Raw genomic sequence first — 17,010 nt, 5'->3', positions numbered from 1 at the left:
GTTGTTCTGCTCGATCTACGACCGCCGCTTCTGGATGCGTGAGCGGTACTGGAAGTCGCCATGTCATCACCGTCGAGATCGGGTACGCGCTGTGCAGTGCGGCCTTCGCGGCGGCGGTGGTCTTCGGGGCCGTGGCCGGGCCCGCGTTGCTCTTCGACCTGCCGGAGACGCCGGAGCGCCTGCTGGTGCGGGCCGGTCTGGTGCTCGCGCCGGTGCTCTTCGCCGCCCGGGTCGTCAGTGTGCTTCTCCGCTTCCGGAGGGCGGATCAGCCCAGCCAGCCCGGCCGCACCAGCCCCGACTCGTAGGCGAGCACGACCAGTTGGGCCCGGTCGCGGGCGCCGAGCTTCACCATCGTGCGGCTGACGTGGGTCTTCGCCGTGAGCGGGCTGACGACCAGGCGGCGGGCGATCTCCTCGTTGGACAGGCCCATCCCCACCAACGCCATGACCTCGCGCTCCCGCTCGGTGAGCCGGTCCAGCGCGCCGGCCGCCGCCGGTTCCTTGGAGCGGGAGGCGAACTCGGAGATCAGCCGCCGCGTCACACTCGGCGACAGCAGTGCGTCGCCCGCGACCACCGCCCGTACGGCGCGCAGGAGTTCCTCCGGCTCGGTGTCCTTGACCAGAAAGCCGGACGCGCCGGAGCGGATCGCCTCGAAGACGTACTCGTCGAGCTCGAAGGTGGTGAGCATGACCACCTTGGCGTTCCCCAGGTCCGGGTCGGCGGTGACCTGCCGGGTCGCGGCCAGGCCGTCCAGCGCCGGCATGCGGATGTCCATCAGCACGACGTCGGGCCGAAGTTCACGGATCCGGCGCACGGCCTCCTCCCCGTCGGCGGCCTCCGCGACCACCTCGATGTCCGGCTGCGCGTCGAGCAGCGCCCGGAATCCCGCCCTCACCAGTGACTGGTCGTCGGCGAGCAGTACACGGATCACCGGTCCTCCTGTTTCGGTCCGGCGGACGTTCCGGCGGATGCCGACAGCGGCAGCACGGCGAGCACCCGGAACCCTCCGCCCGGGCGGGGGCCCGCCTCGATGGTGCCACCCAGGGCGGCGGCCCGCTCCCGCATCCCGGCGAGCCCGTTGCCGCTGCCGCCCGCGTCGGCGCCGGTCGCGGGTCCGTCGTCGTCCACGCGCAGCCGCAGGACGTCCGCGTCGTGCGCGAGGTGCACGCGCGCGTGCCGTGAACCCGAGTGCCGTACGACGTTGGTCAGGGCCTCCTGGACGATCCGGAAGGCGGCCAGGTCCGTGCCCGGCCCGAGGCGCGGCGGCTCTCCCACGACGTCCACCGTGAGGCCCGCGCTCGCGGCCTGCTCCACCAGTTCGGGCAGCCGGTCGAGGCCGGGCGCGGGGGTTCGCGGCGCGGCACCGGGGGCGCGCAGGGTGTCGAGCACCTGGCGCACCTCGCCGAGCGCCTCCTTGCTCTGGTCCTTGATCGTGGTGAGGGCGGTGCGGGCCTGCTCGGGGTCGGTGTCCAGCAGTGCGAGACCGACACCCGCCTGCACGTTGATGACGGAGATGCTGTGGGCGAGGACGTCGTGCAGCTCCCGCGCGATCCGCAGCCGCTCCTCATCGGCCCGCCGCCGTGCGGCCTCGGCCCGCTCGGCCCGTTCGCGGGCCCACTGCTCGCGCCGGACACGGAACAGCTCCGACACCGCCGCGACGGCCACCACCCAGGTGGCGACCACGACCTCCTCACCCCAGGAGACGGCGGAGTCCCCGGCCGGCGGCAGCCACCTGAAGAGCCAGTGCGCCACCAGGACGTGCCCGGCCCAGAGCATGCCCATCGCGGTCCACGCCGCCCGGCGGTGCCCGGCGACGATGGCGCTGAAGCAGGCCAGGGCGACGGTGAAGAGCACCGGCCCATAGGGATACCCGGCCCCCAGATAGACCATGACGGCGGCCGCCGTGCCGAACACCACGGCCACCGGATACCGCTTCCGCCACAGCAGCAGCCCTACGGCCACCAGCAGCAGCACCCGTGCGAAGAGATCCAGCTCCGCCCGCTCGCCCTGCTGCCCGTGGGCGGCGAAGTTCGACCCGGCCAGGACGAACACGGTCACGAGGACCGTGGACCGCCAGGGCCACCGCGGATCCCGCCCCTCCCGCCGGTCCCACGACGCCGGCCCGTGCCGCCACCACTGCGGCGGACCGCCCCCCGCACGCTGCTCGTCCATACCGGCCACGCTAGACGCCCCGCTCCCGCAGCCGCGTCACCCCCGCGTGGTGATCACGCGTACTCCCGGGGAAGTACGCCCTCCTGCCGTGCCGGTGGCCCAGGGCTTGTCCCACCTGAGCCCACCCCATTCGTCGGTGCGCCTGCGTGCCATGCGGGTGCGAAGATCAGTGGATGGTGCGCATGGGTGAATTCTTCCTTGCGGGAGACGACGAGTCCGCCCTGCGGGTGGGCCCTCGCAGCAGTCACGACTTCCCGGCCGTGCCGTTCGACGGCATGTATCCCGATGACGCGGTCCTGAGGTGGGAAGCTCAGCTGACGGGCGCCGAGAGCACAATCCGGGATGTGGTGCCCATGGCCAACGACGGTTTCACCGTCTTTGCCGTCCCGGAGCCACTCTGCACGGCTCTGGCAACTGTGGGGAGAGACCGGCTCAGAGCTGCAGCTCTTGCGTGGGCCGAGGCCGCCTCCGAAGCGGACGACGAGCTCTCGCTGGACAACGCGCTGGACCTCCTTGATCGAGTGTCAGCCCTCGCGGTAAGTGGCGGGGAGACTCACCTCCACCTGTACTGCTGGTACTTCGCGCCCTGATCTCTCCGCATCGACGCATCCGATCGCGACCGACCGGACCGGCTTCAGGCGGGCCCGGGCACCAGCCCCACCCCCCTGGCGAGTTGCTCCGCCGCGTGCCGGAAGAACGTCTCCCGGTCCTCCACCACCCGGTAGAACTGGCCGAACAGCTCGAAGCCGACCAGGCCGTACAGCTGGGCCCAGGCCGCGACAAGTGCGGTCACGACCTCCGGGGGGAGGTCCGGGGCGAGGTCGGCGGCCATCCGTTCGGCCTCCGGGCGGAGGTCGGCCGGCATCGAAGGCCGGGCGAGGCCCGGACCGTGGTGGGCGTCGCGCGTGATGCCGATGAGCAGCAGGCCGACGCGGGCGGCGGCCGGGACGGTGACTTCGGGGGCCGTGTAGCCGGGCACGGGCGATCCGTAGATCAGCGCGTACTCGTGCGGATGGTCCAGCGCCCAGCGCCTGACCGCCTGGCAGACCGCGATCCAGTGCTCGAAGGGCCCGGCCGCTGACTCTGCGGCGGCCTCGGCGCTCTCACCGAGGGAGTCGTAGGCATCGATGATGAGCGCGGTGAGCAGGTCGTCACGGCTGGGGAAGTAGCGGTACAGCGCGGAGGAGACCATGCCCAGTTCACGGGCGACGGCCCGCAGGGAGAGCCGGGCGGCGCCCTCCGCCGCGAGCTGTCTGCGGGCCTCGTCCTTGATGGCCGCGGTCACTTCGATCCTGGCCCTGGCACGGGCGCCGTGTGCGGTGCTCATGCGGAAAAGTGTGCCATGAGAACAGAGCAGTGCACATAAAAGAGAGCACTGCTCTTGCTCCGTGGTGCCGATGGCAGGCAGACTGAACCCCGAGAGAGCAGTGCTCACAAAAGAGGGGGACCTCATGTCCACGCACGTCCAGAAGCCCGGCTGGTTCACCGTCAACGTCTTCAACCGCTTCGTGGCCTGGCTGACCCGCCGCGGGATCAGCGTCTGGGGCTCCCGGGTCCTCGCCGTCCGGGGCCGCAAGAGCGGCCAGTGGCGCACCACCCCCGTCAACCTGCTGACCCTGGACGGCAGGCAGTACCTGGTCGCCCCCCGCGGTCATGTGCAGTGGACGCACAACATGCGCGCCGCGGGCGGCGGTGAACTGCACCTGGGCAAGCACGTGGACACCTTCACCGCGGCCGAGGTGGGCGACGACGACAAGACCCCGATCCTGCGCGCCTATCTCAAGCGCTGGAAGGCGGAGGTCGGGGTCTTCTTCAACGGCGTCGGCCCCGACTCCCCCGACGACCAGCTGCGCCGCATCGCACCCGACCACCCGGTCTTCGAGATCACGGTGAAGGATTGATCACGAAGAGGGCTGATCACGAAGAGCGCTGATCGCGGTGAGGGCTGATCTCGACGGGCGGCCGATCACTCCGCCGAGCCGGCCCCGCCGCCCGCGGCGGGACGGCGGTCCAGCGCGGTCAGGGCCCGCTGCGCCACCGGGTACGTACGGACGATCTCGCCCAGCGACGTCGAGCCCTGCGTGATCTCCTTGAACGCCCTCCAAGCAGGGCGGAAGCCCGTCAGCGCCGCGTGGAACAACCCGGGACGCCGCTCGAACACCGTCACCAGTCGCCTGCCGACACTCATCTCCACTCCGAGGCCGGCCTTGACGGCGAACGCGTAGTTGAGAGCCTGCCGGCGCGTGTCCACGGCGTCGTGCGCCTCGGCGATCCGCACCGCCCACTCCCCCGCGAGCCGGCCGGACCGCAGCGCGAAGGAAATGCCCTCACGGGTCCACGGCTCCAGCAGCCCCGCCGCGTCACCGCACACCAGCACCCGCCCGCGCGAGAGCGGCGAGTCGTCGGCACGACAGCGGGTCAAGTGCCCCGAGGAGATGCTCGGTTCGAACCCGGCGAGGCCCAGCCGGCCGATGAACTCCTCCAAGTACCGCTTCGTCGCGGCACCTTCGCCCCGGGCCGAGATGACCCCGACCGTCAGGGTGTCGCCCTTGGGGAAGACCCAGCCGTAACTACCGGGCATGGGGCCCCAGTCGATGAGCACCCGGCCCTTCCAGTCCTCCGCGACGGTGTCCGGCACCGGGATCTCCGCCTCCAGACCGAGATCGACCTGGTCGAGCTTGACCCCGACATGCGCCCCTATCCGGCTGGCGCTGCCGTCCGCCCCGACGACCGCCCGCGCGAGCACGACCTCGCCGCCCTGCAGGACCACGGCGACCGTGCGCCGGTCCGGCACCGCCGAGCCGTGCTGCTCGACCCGCTGGACGGTGACGCCCGTACGCAGCTCGGCGCCCGCCTTCTGCGCGTGCTCGACCAGCTGCTGGTCGAACTCGGGCCGGTTGATCAGCCCGAAGAGCATCTGCTTGGAGCGGCGCGTGCGCGTGAAGCGGCCGTTGCTGGAGAACGTCACCGCGTGCACCCGGTCCCTGAGCGGCAGCTCGAAACCGGGCGGCAGGGCGTCGCGCGAGGGGCCGATGATGCCGCCGCCGCACGTCTTGTACCGCGGCAGCTCCGCCTTCTCCAGCAACAGCACGCGTCTGCCGGCCACCGCCGCCGCGTACGCGGCCGAAGCGCCCGCGGGTCCCGCGCCCACCACGACGACGTCCCACACCTGCCGCACGTCGTCCGCCGAAGTGTTCTCGCTGCTCACGATGGTCTGTTGCTCCCGATCAAAGCCGCCTGCCGCTGTCTCCCGCATCCTACGGCGGCGGGCACCGCAGGCCGCTGTGGGAGGATCGGCGGCGTGGGTGGCCCATACACGGGGACGCGCCCGCACCACACGATCACGCGTACCGAGAGGTACGCACCCTTGACAACGTCGCACCCACGAGGAGCGTGCCCATGTCGTCGAATCCGGTCGCCGAGACCGTCGCATCGCTGATGCCCAGGGCGAAGCAGGAGCTCACCGAACTGGTGGCCTTCCGGTCGGTGGCGGACTTCGACCAGTTCCCGAGGAGCGAGAGCGAGGGCGCCGCCCGCTGGGTCGCCGACGCGCTCGCCGCCGAGGGCTTCGAGGACGTGGCCCTGCTCGACACCCCCGACGGCACCCAGTCGGTCTACGGCTACCTGCCCGGCCCGGAGGGCGCGAAGACCGTCCTGCTCTACGCCCACTACGACGTGCAGCCGCCGCTGGACGAGGCCGCCTGGACGACCCCGCCCTTCGAGCTGACCGAGCGGGACGGACGCTGGTACGGGCGCGGGGCCGCCGACTGCAAGGGCGGCCTGGTCATGCACCTGCTGGCGCTGCGCGCACTGAAGGCGAACGGCGGCGTGCCCGTCCATGTGAAGGTGATCGCCGAGGGCTCGGAGGAGATGGGCACCGGCGGTCTGGAGCGGTACGCCGAGGAGCACCCCGGCCTGCTGGAGGCGGACACGATCGTCATCGGCGACGCGGGCAACTTCCGCGTCGGCCTGCCGACCGTCACCTCCACCCTGCGCGGCATGACGATGGTGCGCCTTCAGGTCGACACCCTCGCGGGCAATCTGCACTCGGGCCAGTTCGGCGGTGCCGCACCCGACGCGCTGGCCGCGCTGATCCGCGTGCTGGACTCGCTGCGCGCCGAGGACGGTTCGACGACCGTCGAGGGGCTCACCGGCGACGCCTCCTGGAACGGGTTGCGCTACGAGGAGGAGCAGTTCCGGCAGGACGCCAAAGTCCTGGAGGGCGTCGGGCTGATCGGGTCCGGGACGGTCGCGGACCGCATCTGGGCGCGCCCCGCCGTCACCGTCCTCGGCATCGACTGCCCGCCCGTGGTCGGTGCCACCCCCTCCGTGCAGGCGAGCGCCCGCGCGCTGATCAGCCTGCGGGTGCCGCCGGGCGTGGACGCGGGCGAGGCGACCAAGCTGCTCCAGGCGCATCTGGAGGCGCACACGCCGTGGGGTGCGCGGGTGAGCACCGAGCAGATCGGCCAGGGCCAGCCGTTCCGCGCCGACACCACCAGCCCGGCGTACCAGGCCATGGCGGCCGCGATGGCGGTGGCCTACCCGGGCCAGGAGGTGCAGTACGCGGGGCAGGGCGGCTCCATCCCGCTGTGCAACACGCTGGCCGCGCTGTACCCGCGTGCGGAGATCCTGCTCATCGGGCTGAGCGAGCCCGAGGCGCAGATCCACGCGGTGAACGAGAGCGTGTCCCCCGAGGAACTGGAGCGGCTGTCGGTGGCGGAGGCACTGTTCCTGCGCAACTACGCGGCGGGCTGACCGCTCTGCCCGCAGCAGAAGGCCCTCGTCCCCGGACGGGGGCCTTTCCCACGTTCTTCCCCTAGACGTCATCGAGCCGGTGACCGCGCAGGCGGCCCGGGCGCTGGGCGACGCGGCACACGGGCGGCGCCCCTAGCCGAGGGCCGGGTCCAGGACGATGTCCTCCTCGCGTGCGGTGACGGACGGCTCCTCGGGGAAGTGGCAGGCGGTCAGGTGCCCCGAGGGGCTGCCCTCGACGCGCGCCAGCGCCGGCTCCTCGACGGCGCACTTGTCCTGCGCCTTCCAGCAGCGGGTGCGGAAGCGGCAGCCGGAGGGCGGGTCGATCGGCGAGGGCACGTCCCCGGCCAGCCGGATGCGTTCACGCCGTCCGACGGCGTCCGGGTCGGCCTCGGGCACGGCGGACAGCAGCGCGTGCGTGTAGGGGTGCCGGGGCCGCGTGTAGAGCGACTCCCGATCGGCGACCTCGACGATCTTTCCGAGGTACATGACGGCGACCCGCTCGGAGAAGTGCCGTACGACGGCCAGGTCGTGGGCGATGAATACGAAGGCGATGCCGAACTCCCGCTGGAGGTCCTGGAGCAGGTTGACGACCTGCGCCTGGATGGAGACGTCCAGCGCGGAGACGGGCTCGTCGGCCACGATCAGCTTCGGCCTGAGGGCAAGGGCGCGGGCGATGCCGATGCGCTGGCGCTGACCACCGGAGAACTCGTTCGGGTAGCGGTTGTAGTGCTCGGGGTTGAGCCCGACCGTCTCCAGGAGTTCCTGGGCGCGCTTCTTGTGGCCCTGGGGCGGGTTGATGCCGTTGAGCCGCATCGGCGTCTCGATGATGGTGCCGACGGTGTGCCGTGGGTTCAGCGAAGAGTAGGGGTCCTGGAAGATCATCTGGAGGTTGCGGCGGGCCTCCCGCATCCGCGCTGCGTGCTGGTGCGTGATGTCCTCGCCGTCGAACACGACGGAGCCGCCGGTGGGTTCGAGCAGCCGGGTGATCAGGCGGCCGGTGGTCGACTTGCCGCAGCCGGATTCGCCGACCAGGCCCAGCGACTCGCCCGGGCCGACGGAGAAGTCGATGCCGTCGACGGCGCGGACGGCGCCGATCTGCCGCTGGAAGATGATGCCCTGCCGGATCGGGAAGTGCTTCTGCAGACCGCGTACCTCCAGCAGGTTCTCGCCTGGGCTCTCGCCGGCGGGGCGGTCGGTGCTCTGCCCGGTGCGGGGCTCGGTGGTGCTCACGGCGTGGTCCCTTTCGTCCGCCGGCGTCATTGCGCGGCCCGTGCGGCGACGGCGTCCCGGTCGTCCGGACCGGCCCCGCCGCGGATCTCCTGCTTGGCGTCATCGCTCAGATGGCAGGCGGCGAGGTGCCGTTCGCTGCCGGACACGAGGCGCAGTTCGGGCCGTTCCGCCGTGCAACGGCCCTCCGCCACCCAGCCCTTGTAGGCGCAGCGGGGGTGGAAGGAGCAGCCGTCCGGCAGGTTGATCAGGCTCGGCGGGGTGCCGGGGATCGGGTTGAGCCGTTCGCCGACGTCGCCTCCGAGGTGCGGCATCGACTGCAACAGGCCCCAGGTGTAGGGGTGCTGGGGCTGCTTGAGCACCTCGCGGGTGGTGCCGTACTCGATGCGGCGGCCGCCGTACATCACCAGGATGTCGTCGGCGATGTCGGAGACCACGCCGAGGTCGTGCGTGATGATGACGACGGCGGAGCCGAACTCCTCCTGGAGGTCGCGGATCAGGTCCAGGATCTGCGCCTGGACGGTGACGTCCAGGGCGGTGGTGGGCTCGTCGGCGATGAGCAGCTCCGGGTCGCACACCAGCGACATGGCGATCATGGCGCGCTGGCGCATACCGCCGGAGAACTGGTGCGGGTAGTCCCTGACCCGGCGCTCGGGCTGCGGGATGCCGACCCGCTTCAGCATCTCGACCGCGCGGTCCTTCGCCTCCTTCTTGGAGACCTTGTGGTGCACCCGGTAGGCCTCGGCGATCTGGGAGCCGACGGTGAAGAAGGGGTGCAGCGCGGACAGCGGGTCCTGGAAGATCATGGAGACGGTGCGGCCGCGCAGGGCGCGCATCCCGGCCTCGGGCAGGGCGACGAGTTCCCTGCCCTCCAGCCAGATCTCGCCGGAGACCTGGGCACGGGTGCCCTTGTGGAGTCCGAGCAGGGCCAGTGAGGTCACCGACTTGCCGGAGCCGGACTCGCCGACGATGCCGAGGGTCCTGCCCTTCTCCAGGGTGAAGGAGACGCCGTCGACGGACTTGACGAGGCCGTCCTCGGTCGGGAAGTGCACCCTCAGGTCGCGTACGTCGAGGAAGGGTGCGGGCGCGGGGGTGACGTCCGCGGGCTGCGGTGAGGTCGATACGGACACGGGTGTTCCTAAGGACGAAGAAGGGCTCAGGCGAGGCGCACGCGCGGGTCGACGAGGCCGTACACCAGGTCGACGACGACGTTGGCGAGGACCACGAACGTCGCGGCGAAGAGCGTGGTGCCGAGGATGACCGGCAGGTCGGAGTTCTGGACGGAGTCGACGGCGAGCTTGCCGATGCCGTTGATGCCGAACACGGACTCGGTGATGACCGCGGAGCCGCCGATCAGGGAGCCGACGTCCATGCCGAAGATGGTGATGATCGGGGTGATGGCGGCGCGCAGTCCGTGCTTGAGGACGACGGTGGCGGCCGGCAGGCCCTTGGCGCGGGCGGTGCGCATGTAGTCCTCGGCGAAGACCTCCAGCATGGAGGAGCGGGTGAGCCGGGTGTACATGGCGAGGTAGACGATGACGAGGGTGGACCAGGGCAGGATCAGCCCCTGAAACCAGCCGGCCGGGTCCTCGGTGAACGGCGTGTAGCCGGAGGTCGGCAGGATCTGGAACTTGTCCACGAAGAGGTAGAGCAGGAGCAGACCGATGAAGTAGATCTGCACCGACACACCGAACAGGGCGAGTCCCACCGCCGCCTTGTCGGCGGCCCGGCCCCTGCGCACCGCCGCTACGGTGCCGAGGCCGACGCCCAGGATCAGGAACGCCACCGCGGCGCCGAGCCCGAGGGAGAGGTCCGCCGGGAAGTCCTGGAGCAGGGTGGTCAGGACGGGGGTGTCGGTCTGGAAGGAGATGCCGAGGCAGGGCGCGCCGCAGTGGATGCGGACGCTCTGGTCGCCGTAGTCACGGCCCACGACCAGCCCCTTGACGAACTCCCAGTACTGCGTCAGATAGCTCTGGTCCAGGCCCAGCGAGTGCTTGATCTCCGCGAGGCGGGAGGGCGAGCAGGTCTTTCCGCAGGCCAGGAGCGCGGGGTTGGACGGCAGCGCGAAGAAGATGAAGAAGGTGATGGTGGTGATCACCAGCATGATCACGGCCGCTGCCAGCAGGCGTCTGATGAGGTAACGAAACATGGGGTGCCGGGACCTGACGTGAGTGGGGTGCCCGCCGGCGGCGCAGGGCCGCCGACGGGGTTCAGAGGGGTTGCGTCACTGCTTGATGTAGGCGTGCACCAGGCTGGGTTCGGCCATGATCGAGTCGTCGATGACACCGCCGACCTTCGAGCCGCTCACCTCACTGAAGTTCATGTACATCAGCGGGACCACGGCGGCGTCCTTGAGGATCTGCTCATCCAGCTCCCCGTAGGCGGTGTTGCGCTGCTTGATGTCGGTCATCTTGCCGATCTTGTCGATCTGCGTGTTGACCTTCGGGTCGTTCAGGTACGCGAGGTCGTTGTTGGACTGCGGGAGCTTCTTGATCTGGCGTCCGTCGAAGAGGGTGGGCAGCACGGTGGAGGCGTTCGGCCAGTCCGCGATCCAGTCACCCCAGGTCAGGTCGTACTGGTTCTTCACATTGTCGACCGTGCTGAAGTAGTTGTTCTTGTCGATCGGGGTGATGTTCACCGTGATGCCGATCTTCGCGAGCGCGGTCTTCACGGCGTCCGCGAAGTGCTCGTGCGTGGGAATGTTCTCCACCGCGAGGGACATCGTCGGCTTGGGGTTGCCGGCCTGCTTCATCAGGGCCTTGGCCTTGGTGAGGTCACCTGCGGGGTTGCTGCTGTAGAGGTTGAAGTCCTTGTGACCGTCGATGCCGGGGGCGAGCATCGTGGTGGCGTAGTTGCCGTAGGCCGAACCGCCGAAGGCGCCGCGTACGGTGGTCTTGTCGATGGCGTACTCGATCGCCTCGCGGACCTTGAGGTCCTTGACCCGGTTCATGTTGATCGCCAGGTAGTTGATGCCCGGGGCGGGGATCTTGTAGTAGCGCGACTTGAGCGACGGGTCGCCGGCCATCGTCGTCAGGTCGGAGCCGGCGATCGGCGTCTGCGTGATCGCGGTCTGGGCGGAGCCGCCGTCGGACTTGATCTGCTGGTCGATGGCGGCCTGGTCCTGTCCGAACTTCGCGTCGATCTCGTCGAGGTTCTGCTGCCGGATCGGGTCGTTCGACTGGCTCCAGTTCTTGTTCCGGACGAGGACCATTTCCTTGTTCTTGGTGTACGACTTGATCATGTAGGGCCCGTCGGACCAGACATGCGTGTCGTACGTGGCGCCCGTGTCGTGGGCCTTGGGCACGCCCGACCAGCCGGTCATCGCGGTCGTCTCGTTGAAGTCGGCGACCGGCTGGTTGAGATGGAAGACGAGGGTGTACTTGTCCGGTGTCTGGATCGAGGCCAGCTGCTTGCCCTGGTACGGGCCCTTGTAGGAGTCACCGCCGACCAGCCACTGACTGGCGTACGGCGGGCCGCCGTTGATGTCCGGGGAGAAGGCCCGCTCGACGCCGTACTTGACGTCCTGCGCGGTGACCTCGCTGCCGTCCTGCCACTTGACCCCGTGGCGCAGGTGGAACGTCCACACCGTGGCGCCCTTGCTGGGCGTTCCGGTGTCGGTCGCCAGGTCGCCGACCAGCTTGGGCTGGGAGCCCGTCTCGTCCCATCCGGTGAGGGTGCGGACGAGCTCGTAGTCCATGCTCGAACCCTCGGTGGTGTACGTCCGCTGAGGGTCGATGTGGTTGAAGTCCGCGTCGTCGAGAATCGTCAGCGTGCCGCCCTTCGACGCGGAGCCGCCGGCGCTGTTGCCGGAGGACCCTCCGCATGCGGTGGCTCCGAGGGCGATCACCACGGCGGTTGCCGTGAGAGCGACCGTGCGCGATCTGCGCGTGGTACGCGTGGTGCGCGTCATGGGGGAAACTCCGTTTCTTGCTACGGGCTCGGCGGCCGTTCGTGGGACCGCCCGGGCGACACTCGGGGGGGGTGGCTTGTCAGCCGCGCCGGGCGCGGGGATCCAGGGCGTCCCGGACGCCGTCCCCGAGCAGGTTGAGTGCCAGCACGAGGAGGAAGAGCAGGACGCCGGGCACGAAGAGGTACATCGGGTCCTGGAGGAAGAACTGGGAGGCGTCAGACAGCACGGCTCCCCAGTCGGGGTTGGGCGGGATGACGCCCACGCCCAGGTACGACAGCGCCGCCTCGGTGGTGATGTTCTGCGGGACGGCGAGCGCGAAGGAGATCAGGATCGGCGCCCACAGGTTGGGCAGCAGCTGCCGGAAGAGGATGTGCCGGCGGCCGGCGCTCATCAGCCGCGCGGCGTCGACGAACTCCCGCTCGCGCAGGGACAGTACCTGCCCGCGCACCAGGCGGGCCGTGTACGCCCAGGCGAAGACCGCGATGTTGAGGACCAGGACGAGCAGCCGGAGGTTCTCGTCGGTGCCGCCGTGGCTGTTGGTCTGCAGGGCGTTCTGGATCACCGGGGTGAGCGCGATGATGAAGAGCAGCTGGGGGAACGCCAGCATCACGTCCATGATCCGGGACAGCAGGGAGTCGACCCAGCCACCGAAATATCCGGCGGCGAGCCCGGCCACCACACCGACCGCGGTGGACAGCAGGGCTGAGGCGAATCCCACGTAGAGCGAGGTGCGCAGGCCGTAGACGATGCGGGCGAACAGGTCGTAGCCCGTGCCCGGTTCGACGCCGAGCAGGTGCTGGGCGCTGATGCCGCCCAGCGATCCGTAGGGGAAATTACCCGTGTCCGGATTGATCGCCTTGTTGTCGGGGGTGATCGGTCCCCAGCCGGTCAGTGCGGTGAGCACCGGGGCGAGGAGCGCGATCGCGATGAACAGGAGGGTGGCCGCCAGGGCGGCCGTGGTGACCTTGTCCCGCCTGATCCGCCGCCAGGCCATCCGGGCCGGTGAGCGGCCGGCGACTGCCGTGCCGTCGGGTCTGGAGCCTTGGGTCGACGGCTCGGTCAGCAGCGCGGTGCCGCCGCCGGTGTCGACCGGCTGGTGTTGCGTGGTCATCGTACGGACATCCCGGATCTGCCCCTGAGGCAAGGAAATTGGGTGGCGGTCGTTGCTTCCGCCGTGAGACTCTGCGGACTTTCGCAATGGTGTGCGAGTCCGGTCAAGCCGCGCAGGGGCGAGAAAAGGGATTGTTTGCTGAGATGGAAAAGTGTTGACGAGAGCAGGGAATGTGATTTCCCGCGGCGTGAGTGTTCGCGGGAGATTCCTTGGGCAGCGATTGGCCGTGGCCACGCCGTCGTTTCCTTTTGCTTTCCCCTCGGAATCCCCCGTGCCGGGTAAAGGGGGCGGGCGGCGGGCCCGGCGTCAGCCGACCGGCACCCCGGCTTCCAGATAGAGCGCGGCTCCGCGTTCGCGTGCGCGCAGGGCCCAGCGCAGCCGCTCGTAGCGCACGGGCGGCAGCAGGTCGGCGGCCTCCGCCTCGGTGACGAACCGCCAGGCGCGCAGCTCCGGGCCGGGAAGCAGCAGCCGGCCGGCCTCGGCGGAGGACAGCAGGCCGCCGTCGAAGAGGAGACGCAGACCGCCGAACGCGGGCGGCACGGGGCGCTCCCAGTCGACGACGAGCAGGCTCGGCATCTCCTCGAGGTGGATGCCGGTCTCCTCGGCGACCTCCCGCACTCCGGCGCGCGCGGGTGCCTCACCGGGTTCGACGACACCGCCGGGGAACTCCCAGCCGGCCTTGTACGTGGGGTCGACGAGCAACACCCGGTCCTGCTCGTCGAAGAGGAGCACTCCGGCGGCGACGGTCTCGGCGGTGGGCTCGGGCGTCTGCACGATGTCGCAGACGGGCACCGACCCGTCGGTGACGGCCCCGGCGATGCGGGCGGCCGTCTCGTACGGGGTGAGGTCGCTGGTGTCGACCGGGTGGGCGTCGGCGGTGAGCCAGGAGGCGAGGGCGGTCCGGTACGGCGCGATGTGGTCGAAGGACCACTGGCGTATTCGCATGTCGCCGTCGGGAAGGTCCCGCGGCACCTCACGACCCGCTATACGTTCGCGCAGTATCGTTTCGGCCGGAGCGAGCAGGATGTGGCTGACCGGAATCCTGCGCGCGGCGAGGCCGCCGAAGATCTCGTCGCGGTACTCCTGGCGCAGCAGGGTCATGGGCACGACGAGGGTGCCGCCGAGCTCGGCGAGCATCGCGGCCGCCGTGTCGATCACGAGCCGTCGCCAGATCGGCAGGTCCTGGAAGTCGCCGACCTCGGCGAGGTGTTTGGGCGGCAGCAGGTGGGCTAGCGCGCCGCCGATGACCTCCGGGTCGAAGAGCGTGCTGTTCGGGATCAGTTCGATCAGTTCCCGTGCGGTGGTGGTCTTCCCCGCACCGAACGCGCCGTTGATCCAGACGACGGTCACAGGTCCCCCTCTTCTGTTGGCCCCCTGAGGCTTGCCCGCTCCACCCTGCCACGGAAACCAGCCGCAGTTGAGGGCGCATGACGACGGCGCCGGCGCCCCCTCTCACACGGGGAGCGCCGGCGCCGTGAGCCGTGGCCGGGGCGGCTCGTCAGCCCTTCTTCTGGGCGCCCTTCTTCTGCGCGCCCTTCTTCTGGGCGGCCTTCTTCTTGTGTACGCCGTTCTTCCCGTCCACGGACAGGCCCTCTCCGGCGACCGTCTGGTCGAGCGTCTTGAGGGTCTCGTCCACGTTGATGGCGGGGAGCTTCTCTCCGATGGCGTGCGACGGGGTGATCGCCGCGACGGCGAAGCCGGTGGCCAGGGAGGCGATGGCGAGCATGCTGCGCTTCTTCATGCCCCACACAACTGCCGGACGGGCCCCGGGGTCACGCCACTGGGCCGTTCGGGCGAAGCGGCGGCTTCAGCCGGGGACATCGCCCCAGGTACCGGAGCCGCCGCCGCGCCACTCGATCAGCCCGGACGCCGCCACGTACGCCTCGTCCGCGTCCTCGATCCCCGCCCGTCGCAGGAACTCGGCGACATCGAGCGGCCCGTAGGCGATGCCGAGGAACTGGTCGTCCACACGGACCCGGCGGCCGCCGTCCGCGGCGGGCGGGTAGACCACGACGGGTTTCTCGGACGCCATGGCACCAGGGTGCGCGGGGACGGTGCCGGCCGCGCGCCGGGATGGGCCGTTCAGCCCGCCTTCCGCGCCGGCCGGAACTCGTGGACGTCGGCGGTGAGGGTGCCGTCCTGCTGCTCGTAGTGGGACAGGGCGAGGCCGAGACCGAAGAAGGTGGGTGCCCATTCGCCGACGAAGATGCCCCAGCGGTCGGCGCGGGCGAGGCCGGTGCCTGCTTCCATCTTCAGGGAGCCCATCCAGGCGACGACGCTGAGGCCGATGGAGGCCATGCCGGCCATGTAGGCGTGCTCGCTGCGGACACCCATCTCGTGCATCTTCCTGATGATCATCTGCGGCTCCGTTCCGTGGGGGATTCAGGAGACGGAGTGCCCTCGACCGGTGCCGATATTCGCCATATTTGTACTTTATGTCTGATGTGGAGGCCGCGAGGTGAGCGGGCGGGGCTCGCCTCACGGCCTCCGAAGCCCCCGTCAGGCGCCCACGTAGGCCGCCAGGTGCTCGCCGGTCAGTGTGGAGCGGGCCTCGACGAGGTCGGCCGGGGTGCCCTCGAAGACGATCCGGCCGCCGTCGTGGCCCGCGCCGGGGCCGAGGTCGATGATCCAGTCGGCGTGCGCCATGACCGCCTGGTGGTGCTCGATCACGATGACCGACTTGCCGGAGTCGACGAGCCGGTCGAGGAGGCCGAGCAGCTGCTCCACGTCCGCGAGGTGGAGCCCGGTGGTCGGCTCGTCGAGGACGTACACGCCGCCCTTCTCGCCCATGTGCGTGGCCAGCTTGAGCCGCTGCCGCTCGCCGCCGGACAGTGTGGTGAGCGGCTGGCCGAGGGTGAGGTAGCCGAGCCCGACGTCCGCGAGCCGCTGAAGGATCCGGTGCGCGGCGGGCGTACGGGCCTCACCGCTGCCGAAGAACTCCTCGGCCTCGGTCACCGGCATCGCCAGCACCTCGCTGATGTCGCGGCCGCCGAGGCGGTACTCCAGCACCGACGCCTCGAACCGTCGGCCCTCGCACTCCTCGCAGGGCGTGGCGACGCTCTGCATGATCGCCAGGTCGGTGTAGATGACACCGGCGCCGTTGCAGGTGGGGCAGGCGCCCTCGGAGTTGGCGCTGAACAACGCCGGCTTCACCCCGTTGGCCTTGGCGAAGGCCTTGCGGATCGGGTCGGCCAGCCCGGTGTACGTCGCCGGGTTGCTGCGCCGGGAGCCGCGGATCGGGGTCTGGTCGATCGCCACCACGCCCTCGGCCCCTGCCTGCCGGGCCATCGAGCCGTGCACGAGCGAGCTCTTGCCGGAGCCGGCGACGCCGGTGACCACGGTGAGGACGCCGAGCGGGATGTCGACGTCGACGTCGCGCAGGTTGTTCGCCGAGGCGCCCCGGATCTCCAGCGCACCGGTGGGCTTGCGGACCGTCGCCTTGATCTTGGCCCGGTCGTCGAGGTGGCGGCCGGTGACGGTGCCGCTGCCGCGCAGCCCCTCCAGAGTGCCCTCGAAGCAGACGGTGCCGCCCGCCGTGCCGGCTCCGGGGCCGAGGTCCACGACGTGGTCGGCGATGGCGATCGTCTCCGGCTTGTGCTCCACGACGAGCACGGTGTTGCCCTTGTCGCGCAGGCGCAGGAGCAGGTTGTTCATCCGCTGGATGTCATGGGGATGCAGGCCGATGGACGGCTCGTCGAAGACGTAGGTGACGTCGGTGAGCGAGGAGCCGAGGTGGCGGATCATCTTGGTGCGCTGCGCCTCCCCGCCGGAGAGCGTGCCCGAGGCCCTGCTCTATCTGCCGAACCTCGTAGTCGGCGCTGCCGCGGTGATGACC

At 70.4% G+C, this 17,010-nt stretch carries 17 protein-coding genes and 1 pseudogene; 4 read left to right on the top strand and 14 right to left on the bottom strand.

All coding sequences use genetic code 11. The annotated features are described in order from the left end of the window. Positions 1-65 precede the first annotated feature (65 nt). Entirely contained in the window at positions 66-305 is a 240-nt protein-coding gene (locus tag ABT116_RS28970; protein ID WP_351639905.1) for a DUF6332 family protein, read from the top strand. Here ABT116_RS28970 and ABT116_RS28965 read toward each other — a convergent pair. Continuing rightward, positions 266-931: a response regulator transcription factor gene (locus tag ABT116_RS28965; RefSeq protein WP_351639902.1), complete on the bottom strand. Its 666-nt coding sequence runs from the start codon at positions 929-931 to the stop codon at positions 266-268. The genes ABT116_RS28970 and ABT116_RS28965 overlap by 40 nt on opposite strands. Next, on the bottom strand, positions 928-2,172 hold the full coding sequence (locus ABT116_RS28960; RefSeq protein ID WP_351639900.1) for a sensor histidine kinase: 1,245 nt from the start codon (positions 2,170-2,172) through the stop codon (positions 928-930). The genes ABT116_RS28965 and ABT116_RS28960 overlap by 4 nt, the downstream gene beginning before the upstream one ends. A 182-nt stretch (positions 2,173-2,354) precedes the next feature. Here ABT116_RS28960 and ABT116_RS28955 point away from each other — a divergent pair, with 182 nt between their 5' ends. Next, positions 2,355-2,762 carry a hypothetical protein gene (locus ABT116_RS28955; protein ID WP_351639895.1) on the top strand — a complete coding sequence of 136 codons (408 nt, stop codon included), beginning with the start codon at positions 2,355-2,357 and terminating at the stop codon, positions 2,760-2,762. Between the two features lie 44 nt (positions 2,763-2,806). Here ABT116_RS28955 and ABT116_RS28950 read toward each other — a convergent pair whose 3' ends face one another. After that, positions 2,807-3,499 (bottom strand): TetR/AcrR family transcriptional regulator, encoded by a 693-nt coding sequence (locus tag ABT116_RS28950; RefSeq protein ID WP_351639890.1) that lies wholly within the window; start codon positions 3,497-3,499, stop codon positions 2,807-2,809. Between the two features lie 124 nt (positions 3,500-3,623). Between ABT116_RS28950 and ABT116_RS28945 the strand changes: the two genes are divergently transcribed. Then, positions 3,624-4,073, top strand: a complete 450-nt coding sequence (locus tag ABT116_RS28945; protein WP_351639884.1) for a nitroreductase family deazaflavin-dependent oxidoreductase — start codon at positions 3,624-3,626, stop codon at positions 4,071-4,073. 65 nt (positions 4,074-4,138) lie between these two features. Here ABT116_RS28945 and ABT116_RS28940 read toward each other — a convergent pair whose 3' ends face one another. Beyond that, a complete protein-coding gene (locus tag ABT116_RS28940; RefSeq protein ID WP_351639881.1) occupies positions 4,139-5,380 on the bottom strand; it encodes a geranylgeranyl reductase family protein in 1,242 nt (413 codons plus the stop codon). A gap of 191 nt (positions 5,381-5,571) precedes the next feature. Here ABT116_RS28940 and ABT116_RS28935 point away from each other — a divergent pair, with 191 nt between their 5' ends. Continuing rightward, complete coding sequence (locus tag ABT116_RS28935) at positions 5,572-6,927, top strand: dipeptidase (RefSeq protein WP_351639876.1); 1,356 nt, start codon at positions 5,572-5,574, stop codon at positions 6,925-6,927. Positions 6,928-7,059: 132 nt separating this feature from the next. Here ABT116_RS28935 and ABT116_RS28930 read toward each other — a convergent pair whose 3' ends face one another. The 10 genes and pseudogenes from ABT116_RS28930 to ABT116_RS28885 form a co-directional block, all read right to left on the bottom strand. Next, positions 7,060-8,187 carry an ABC transporter ATP-binding protein gene (locus tag ABT116_RS28930; protein WP_351639873.1) on the bottom strand — a complete coding sequence of 376 codons (1,128 nt, stop codon included), beginning with the start codon at positions 8,185-8,187 and terminating at the stop codon, positions 7,060-7,062. Next, the gene (locus ABT116_RS28925; protein ID WP_351639870.1) at positions 8,184-9,284 is read right to left on the bottom strand and encodes an ABC transporter ATP-binding protein; all 1,101 of its coding nucleotides are present in this window, start codon (positions 9,282-9,284) and stop codon (positions 8,184-8,186) included. Before ABT116_RS28925 ends, ABT116_RS28930 begins: the two co-directional genes overlap by 4 nt. A 26-nt stretch (positions 9,285-9,310) precedes the next feature. Beyond that, the gene (locus ABT116_RS28920) at positions 9,311-10,303 is read right to left on the bottom strand and encodes an ABC transporter permease (protein ID WP_351639868.1); all 993 of its coding nucleotides are present in this window, start codon (positions 10,301-10,303) and stop codon (positions 9,311-9,313) included. Between the two features lie 75 nt (positions 10,304-10,378). Then, positions 10,379-12,064 (bottom strand): ABC transporter substrate-binding protein, encoded by a 1,686-nt coding sequence (locus tag ABT116_RS28915; RefSeq protein WP_351639865.1) that lies wholly within the window; start codon positions 12,062-12,064, stop codon positions 10,379-10,381. A 79-nt stretch (positions 12,065-12,143) separates the two neighbouring features. Further along, positions 12,144-13,175 (bottom strand): ABC transporter permease, encoded by a 1,032-nt coding sequence (locus ABT116_RS28910; protein ID WP_351639862.1) that lies wholly within the window; start codon positions 13,173-13,175, stop codon positions 12,144-12,146. Positions 13,176-13,481: 306 nt separating this feature from the next. Further along, entirely contained in the window at positions 13,482-14,525 is a 1,044-nt protein-coding gene (locus ABT116_RS28905) for an NUDIX hydrolase (protein ID WP_351639860.1), read from the bottom strand. A 148-nt stretch (positions 14,526-14,673) separates the two neighbouring features. Continuing rightward, positions 14,674-14,916 carry a hypothetical protein gene (locus tag ABT116_RS28900; protein ID WP_351639857.1) on the bottom strand — a complete coding sequence of 81 codons (243 nt, stop codon included), beginning with the start codon at positions 14,914-14,916 and terminating at the stop codon, positions 14,674-14,676. A 66-nt stretch (positions 14,917-14,982) separates the two neighbouring features. Then, positions 14,983-15,207 carry a hypothetical protein gene (locus ABT116_RS28895; RefSeq protein WP_351639854.1) on the bottom strand — a complete coding sequence of 75 codons (225 nt, stop codon included), beginning with the start codon at positions 15,205-15,207 and terminating at the stop codon, positions 14,983-14,985. Positions 15,208-15,257: 50 nt separating this feature from the next. Further along, positions 15,258-15,533, bottom strand: coding sequence for a hypothetical protein (locus ABT116_RS28890; RefSeq protein WP_351639851.1), 276 nt, complete (start codon positions 15,531-15,533; stop codon positions 15,258-15,260). A 141-nt stretch (positions 15,534-15,674) separates the two neighbouring features. Then, positions 15,675-16,964, bottom strand: a pseudogene (locus tag ABT116_RS28885) (ATP-binding cassette domain-containing protein); the annotation flags it as partial. Positions 16,965-17,010 lie beyond the last annotated feature (46 nt).

It is taken from the genome of Streptomyces sp. NPDC002130, assembly GCF_040296465.1.
Lineage (GTDB): Bacteria > Actinomycetota > Actinomycetes > Streptomycetales > Streptomycetaceae > Streptomyces.
The sequence above is the reverse complement of the archived record's forward strand: the minus strand, read 5'-3'. Positions and strand labels throughout refer to the sequence as shown.

Bases quoted from the DNA above. Each gene is read 5' to 3' on its own strand.
- ABT116_RS28960 (WP_351639900.1), bottom strand. From the start codon at position 2,172: ATGGACGAGCAGCGTGCGGGGGGCGGTCCGCCGCAGTGGTGGCGGCAC.
- ABT116_RS28955 (WP_351639895.1), top strand. From the start codon at position 2,355: ATGGGTGAATTCTTCCTTGCGGGAGACGACGAGTCCGCCCTGCGGGTG.
- ABT116_RS28950 (WP_351639890.1), bottom strand. From the start codon at position 3,499: ATGAGCACCGCACACGGCGCCCGTGCCAGGGCCAGGATCGAAGTGACC.
- ABT116_RS28945 (WP_351639884.1), top strand. From the start codon at position 3,624: ATGTCCACGCACGTCCAGAAGCCCGGCTGGTTCACCGTCAACGTCTTC.
- ABT116_RS28935 (WP_351639876.1), top strand. From the start codon at position 5,572: ATGTCGTCGAATCCGGTCGCCGAGACCGTCGCATCGCTGATGCCCAGG.
- ABT116_RS28930 (WP_351639873.1), bottom strand. From the start codon at position 8,187: ATGACGCCGGCGGACGAAAGGGACCACGCCGTGAGCACCACCGAGCCC.
- ABT116_RS28920 (WP_351639868.1), bottom strand. From the start codon at position 10,303: ATGTTTCGTTACCTCATCAGACGCCTGCTGGCAGCGGCCGTGATCATG.
- ABT116_RS28915 (WP_351639865.1), bottom strand. From the start codon at position 12,064: ATGACGCGCACCACGCGTACCACGCGCAGATCGCGCACGGTCGCTCTC.
- ABT116_RS28910 (WP_351639862.1), bottom strand. From the start codon at position 13,175: ATGACCACGCAACACCAGCCGGTCGACACCGGCGGCGGCACCGCGCTG.
- ABT116_RS28900 (WP_351639857.1), bottom strand. From the start codon at position 14,916: ATGAAGAAGCGCAGCATGCTCGCCATCGCCTCCCTGGCCACCGGCTTC.
- ABT116_RS28895 (WP_351639854.1), bottom strand. From the start codon at position 15,207: ATGGCGTCCGAGAAACCCGTCGTGGTCTACCCGCCCGCCGCGGACGGC.
- ABT116_RS28890 (WP_351639851.1), bottom strand. From the start codon at position 15,533: ATGATCATCAGGAAGATGCACGAGATGGGTGTCCGCAGCGAGCACGCC.